The organism is Geofilum rubicundum JCM 15548 (genome assembly GCF_000974365.1).
Classification (GTDB): domain Bacteria; phylum Bacteroidota; class Bacteroidia; order Bacteroidales; family Marinilabiliaceae; genus Geofilum; species Geofilum rubicundum.
In genome coordinates this window covers 1-5,330 of record NZ_BAZW01000105.1, presented here as the reverse complement: position 1 = coordinate 5,330, position 5,330 = coordinate 1, and the positions used below count along the sequence as shown (strand labels likewise).

At 43.0% G+C, this 5,330-nt stretch carries 6 protein-coding genes; 3 read left to right on the top strand and 3 right to left on the bottom strand.

Translation table 11 applies throughout. From position 1 onward, the window contains the following. The 3 genes from JCM15548_RS26500 to JCM15548_RS19820 form a co-directional block, all read left to right on the top strand. Positions 1 to 168, top strand: a 168-nt coding sequence (locus tag JCM15548_RS26500; RefSeq protein WP_162198294.1) for a type II toxin-antitoxin system PemK/MazF family toxin, incomplete at its 5' end; no start/stop codon positions are given. Positions 169 to 259: 91 nt separating this feature from the next. Then, the gene (locus JCM15548_RS19825) at positions 260 to 490 is read left to right on the top strand and encodes a hypothetical protein (RefSeq protein WP_062128885.1); all 231 of its coding nucleotides are present in this window, start codon (positions 260 to 262) and stop codon (positions 488 to 490) included. A 33-nt stretch (positions 491 to 523) separates the two neighbouring features. Next, positions 524 to 931 (top strand): PIN domain-containing protein, encoded by a 408-nt coding sequence (locus tag JCM15548_RS19820; protein WP_062128883.1) that lies wholly within the window; start codon positions 524 to 526, stop codon positions 929 to 931. Between the two features lie 28 nt (positions 932 to 959). Here JCM15548_RS19820 and JCM15548_RS21335 read toward each other — a convergent pair whose 3' ends face one another. The 3 genes from JCM15548_RS21335 to JCM15548_RS19810 all read right to left on the bottom strand — a co-directional run bounded on the left by JCM15548_RS21335 (position 960) and on the right by JCM15548_RS19810 (position 4,921). Further along, complete coding sequence (locus tag JCM15548_RS21335) at positions 960 to 2,678, bottom strand: DEAD/DEAH box helicase (RefSeq protein WP_083985281.1); 1,719 nt, start codon at positions 2,676 to 2,678, stop codon at positions 960 to 962. A gap of 11 nt (positions 2,679 to 2,689) precedes the next feature. Then, the gene (locus JCM15548_RS21330; protein WP_083985280.1) at positions 2,690 to 4,486 is read right to left on the bottom strand and encodes an SWIM zinc finger family protein; all 1,797 of its coding nucleotides are present in this window, start codon (positions 4,484 to 4,486) and stop codon (positions 2,690 to 2,692) included. Positions 4,487 to 4,591: 105 nt separating this feature from the next. Beyond that, positions 4,592 to 4,921, bottom strand: coding sequence for a hypothetical protein (locus JCM15548_RS19810; protein WP_062128881.1), 330 nt, complete (start codon positions 4,919 to 4,921; stop codon positions 4,592 to 4,594). Positions 4,922 to 5,330 lie beyond the last annotated feature (409 nt).

Here is a 5,330-nt window from a genome sequence, read left to right as displayed (position 1 = left end):
TCTTATCCTTTTAGGGTAAAATGCAAGGTTTCCGGAAAGATGGGATCTATCGCCTTGGACCAAATACGGTGCATCGATAAAAACCGGTTGGCAAAAAAAATGGATCAGTTATCTACTGTTGAGATTTCAAAAGTAAAGGGAATATTGGAAGAAATGCTGATAAAATAAAGCCATCCCAAAATTGCTAAAGGCATCCTTTTTATATAAATTTGTAAGACTGATTCAACTCATTGGTATAATTCATACAAAATATAAACATATGAAAGCTTATAAATTTGACTTACGGATTTCTGAAAGCGGCTTAATTCAACTGCCATTAAATCCAAGTCTTTTCAACAAAGAGGTGGAAATTATTATCGTACCAAAAAATCAAACCACAATTAAGCCGCCTAATAAAGCTGCGGATTTTGTAAAAAAATGGGCTGGTTTTCTCAAAAATACGGAAACAGACAATGCCAAGCGAACCTATTTGTCTGAAAAATACCAATAATAACTTGTAAAACTTAACTACCCCTAATCCAAAATGAAGCGAGCCCTTTTAGATACAAATATAATTCTTGATATAGCACTTAATCGAGATTCCTTTTATGAGGATGCCCTAAAACTATTCATACTTATAGATGAAGAGGAGCTTTCCGGTAGTGTCACTGCTTCAACTATTACAGACATCTATTACATTGCTAAAAAAGAGCAAGGCCACCATACAGCAATCAACTTTATTAAGAACCTGATTGAAGTTGTTGATATAATTGGGGTTGATAAAGAAACTATTTCACGGGCCCTATCATCAGAAATGAAAGATTTTGAGGATGCCATTCAATCTTCTGCTGCAGAACTCAATCAATTAGATTTAATTTTGACAAGAAACAAGTCTGACTTCATTGGTTCAGCAATTGAGGTTTTAACGCCAAAAGAATTCTTGAAAAAATAATACCATTTCCTCGGTAGCGCGCGTTTCTCTATGCCCCCATATGCACCAAATCCTGTAGTTCCTTCGTTGATAAATCCCCCATCCATTTTTCGCCACTGGCAACGGTCAAATCAGCCAAATGTTTCTTGTCCTCTAACATCTGATTAATCTTCTCTTCAAAAGTTCCTTTCGAGATCAAACGGTGCACCAGCACATTCTTTTGTTGTCCAATGCGGAAAGCGCGATCCGTAGCCTGCGCTTCAACCGCCGGGTTCCACCATAAATCGTAATGAATAACATGGTTGGCAGCCGTCAGGTTTAAGCCGGTACCACCGGCTTTAATCGACAGGATAAAAATTTTAACATGCTTCTTGTTCTGAAATTCCTCCACCATATCGTCCCTTTTCTTACGGGGCACACCACCATGTAAAAACAGAGGCTTCGTATCAAAAGCATCCTCCAAAATACGGGCCAATATTTCACCCATCTCCTTGTACTGCGTAAAAATCAACACCTTCTCATCCTGCTCGTAGATCGAAGCCAGCAGCTCCAGCAGCAGCTCCGTTTTGCCCGACAAAGCCACCCGGTCGTCCTCCTTTTTAAGAAACTGCGACGGGTGGTTACATATCTGTTTGAGGGCCGTCATCATTTTAAACACCAGTCCCTTCCTTTCTATCGAATGCTCCTCGGTACTTTTCAGCGCATCCAACATGGTATTCACCACCTCTTGGTACAGCGCCGTTTGTTCTTTGGAGAGCTGCACAAAGCAATCGTGCTCCATTTTTTCAGGCAGGTCATTGATGATCGACTTATCCGTCTTTAAACGACGCAGAATAAAGGGAGCAGTCATTTTTTTGAAGCGTTCCAATTGCGCCGCATTGTTCTCAATTTCGATGGGCAAAGCAAAAACCTTATTAAAGTATTTGGCCGAACCCAGGTAGCCACTGTTCACAAAATCGAACAAACTCCAGTATTCGCTCAATCGGTTTTCAACAGGCGTGCCACTCATAGCAATTTTCACATCGGCCTTCAGCTTTTTAACCGCCTTAGTCTGTTCCGTTCCCGGATTTTTAATATTCTGAGCCTCGTCAATGGCCAGCACCTCCCACCTGATTTTTTGAAACAGCGCAGCATCACTGCGCAACATTCCGTACGAAGTAATCACCAAATCACACCCATCCGTTTTAAACGCCCGCTTGGCTCCATGATAAATGTGCGGCTGCAACTCCGGCGCAAAGCGCTCAATCTCCTTCTGCCAGTTGGTAATCAAAGTAGTAGGCACCACAATCAGCGCCTTTCGCTTATTCAAACGCCCCTCCTGCTTAAATTGAAGCAACAGGCTAATCACCTGCAGCGTTTTTCCAAGCCCCATATCATCGGCAATAATACTGCCAAAGCCCACCTTGCTGTTGTTGTACAACCATTGATACCCCCGTTCCTGGTAAGGGCGTAAAGTCGCCTTCAAGTGCTTAGGCAGAGCCATTTGTTCACTTTGCATCAACTCCTTAATAATTTTTCGGGCCGCCGGTGAAAGCGTAATTTTTGCTTCCTGGTACTCTTCCAACAGCGCCGATTGCAGCAAATCCGCATGAGAAAGCGCCTTATCTTCATCCATATTATTCAGCAGGGTTTGAATCTCCTTTTGATCAATCAGCACATATTGGCCCTTGATATTCACCACCCCCGAAACACCCTTGATCAGCTTTCTAAACTCCGCAATAGGAATCGTCTTGTCGCCAATAGCAATCTGCCATTCAAACTGCAGCATCTCATTCAGGTTCAGGTAGCCCTTACCGTCGCATCAGATGACCTGCTGTCCATTTTCAGGGAAGCTTGGGGACGTGCCAGATATTTAAGCGAATTGGGCAATAGAATACGAATACCCAACAACTTAAGCACGGGCAAAACATGAAATAACACCTCAACAAAACCCTCCGCATCAAAGCTCAACCGCTCGGTCCCCGAAGAAGAAATCAAGGGTTTTATGGCCGGGAAATCCCTGGACAGACTGGCCATTGAATGAAACAAGGAAGCCTTAAAGGAATTATAGGCCTTATCCTCGATAAATCCTTGTAAGGTCAACAGCTCCTGCATAGCCGCTTTACGGTTCTCCACCCATAGCTGTAAATCAAAAGTACCCTCTGTGGCATCATCCACAATTTTAATCAGTGGCACATAGGTCTTATGGCCCAGGTAAAAGCGCTGAAGGAATTGGTGCATGGCCTCCGCTAATTGATTTTCTCTGAGCTGACTAAACCTCAGTCGATGGTTTAGAAAAAACAACTGCTCAATTTTTGTTTCCGTATCCGGATAGGAAGTCGATGAAGTCGGCGACACCTCCTTCATAAAGTGGGTTAAGAACAGGGAAACAAGCGCCATGGCCTGGTCACGCGGGCTCAGATAGAGGCATTTCTTGGCAGCACTTTGCACCTGCACCAAATTCTGCGGCAAACCATGCTCCAGCATGGTTAATAAAGCATCCACCTCCTCATTGATAACAGCCGGAATCCATCGAATCACATAGTGGTTTTTATTTAACTCCAGCAACTGAGGAATATAGGCCCCACACTCAGCCAATTTCAGACTAAAATGCCAGGCACGGTATAAGCTCCGTAATCCGGCAGACAGTCGCTCCTCATATTTTTTGGGGAGTCGGATTAAAAACTGAATCAGAGAATCCAGTCCGTCATCTGAAGCATCCAACACCAAATCACCCCTATCCGCATGCAGTATCACCTGATGAAAAGCGCCGTCCCCATCCAACAGCAGTTCCACCTTTTCCATACTTTCAAACACCTTGGGCTCAAACTCCACCACCTCCCTGCTCAGCCATTCTTTAGAATGGCGACCGACCGCCTTATAATGCCTGAGCAAGAGGGGAGAAAAAGCCTTTCCATAAAAAACAGGTTTGGCCTCCAGCAGCGATAACAGATGATTCGTTTGAGGTGTGATTTTTGAAAGGTCGAAAGGCGCATCACCCAGCGTATCCATATCCTCCACCACCACCGGTTTATCCAGCAAGAGCTGTTCAAAACCTGGTATACGCATTTCCTTATTGAGCGTCAGACCCGCCTTGCTCAGCTCCTTGAGAATATCCAGGCCATGCAATCGAAAAACCAAAAACGGATCCCGGTCAATTTCAGCCGAAAGCATATAAATAACAGCCGCAAGATGTTTACAAGGTACCGCCCAGTCGGGACAGGAACAATCCATATCAAAATCGGACCACTTCTTTGGAAAAACCGCCATCTTATGACGTTGAGCAATGGCATTCAATTCATCCGGCAGCTCACGGTTGAGCAAATGAGAAAGCACCAGAGGATCATCCGTAATGGCCTGCATCAGCATCGCTTTCTCCGCATCGCTGAACAAGGGCAGCCCAATCTGCACCTTATAAGGCGTGCGGCGACTGCCCCTCACCTTAGCATCAATTCTGTTATTAGACGTCTGAATCTCCGCCACCGAACCATTGCGCGCATAGCTCCTGCCTCTGGGCAGGCGGTTTGAATAATCAATATCCGTAAGCGCATTTAAAAACTGTTCACCCCACCAGGTCTGACCGAATTGAAGCGCCATAAAAAATAGTCTTAAAGTTTTTTTGCGTTACAAAAATACAAACAGCCGCCAAACCATCACCTCAATAGCCCAACAAATTGCATGAAGACTAGATTTATTCTCCCGTTAACATGATTTTGCAAGAAACCATCCTAAACACATTTTACGCCTGTAATCTTCGCCGCGAAGCAAATTGCCAACAAAATCTTCATCTCGCTGATTAATAAATTTAGTATTGCCCCCGGTACGTTTATTAATGGTGTCAATTACAATATCCAGAATAGCACTCCGTAACACCTTGGCTTTATCACTGTTTGTAAGCAACATAGAGAGGTTTAAAAAAGAGCGGAAATTAAAAGTTCCAAGTACTGTTGATTTGGTAACGAAATCTGTTTCGTTACCAAAAGTTCTTGCATGAACTAACTTGTATTCAACCAGACGTTTACCTCGCAACACTTCGTATCCGTTTTTGGCGAGTTCTTTTTCATATTTTTCTAAATAATTATCTACGGTGCGTTCGGTGATTTCAAAAAAATCGGCTATTTGCTTTTTTGTGAATTAGCTAAATAGATAACATTTCGCAACTTTTCCCAAAAAAATTCTCTAAAAAAGTTATTTGAGGGATTATTTGAGGGATTATTTGAGGGATTATTTGAGGGATTAAATGAGGGATTAAACGGGGGTGGTGACTTTGATGTAAGTTTCGACCCCGTTAGCGCGAGTTGAATTGCTAATGGTATCCTTTTAAGATAAATTTGTAAGATTGATTCAACTCATTGGCATAATAGATACTAAAAAACAAGATATAGCACTTGACATCATACCATTTGAAACCATACAAAACAGTAGTTTAACGGACCACATT

Coding starts and splice junctions, on each gene's coding strand:
- JCM15548_RS21330 (WP_083985280.1), bottom strand. CDS start 4,486: ATGGCGCTTCAATTCGGTCAGACCTGGTGGGGTGAACAGTTTTTAAAT.
- JCM15548_RS21335 (WP_083985281.1), bottom strand. CDS start 2,678: ATGCTGCAGTTTGAATGGCAGATTGCTATTGGCGACAAGACGATTCCT.
- JCM15548_RS19825 (WP_062128885.1), top strand. CDS start 260: ATGAAAGCTTATAAATTTGACTTACGGATTTCTGAAAGCGGCTTAATT.
- JCM15548_RS19820 (WP_062128883.1), top strand. CDS start 524: ATGAAGCGAGCCCTTTTAGATACAAATATAATTCTTGATATAGCACTT.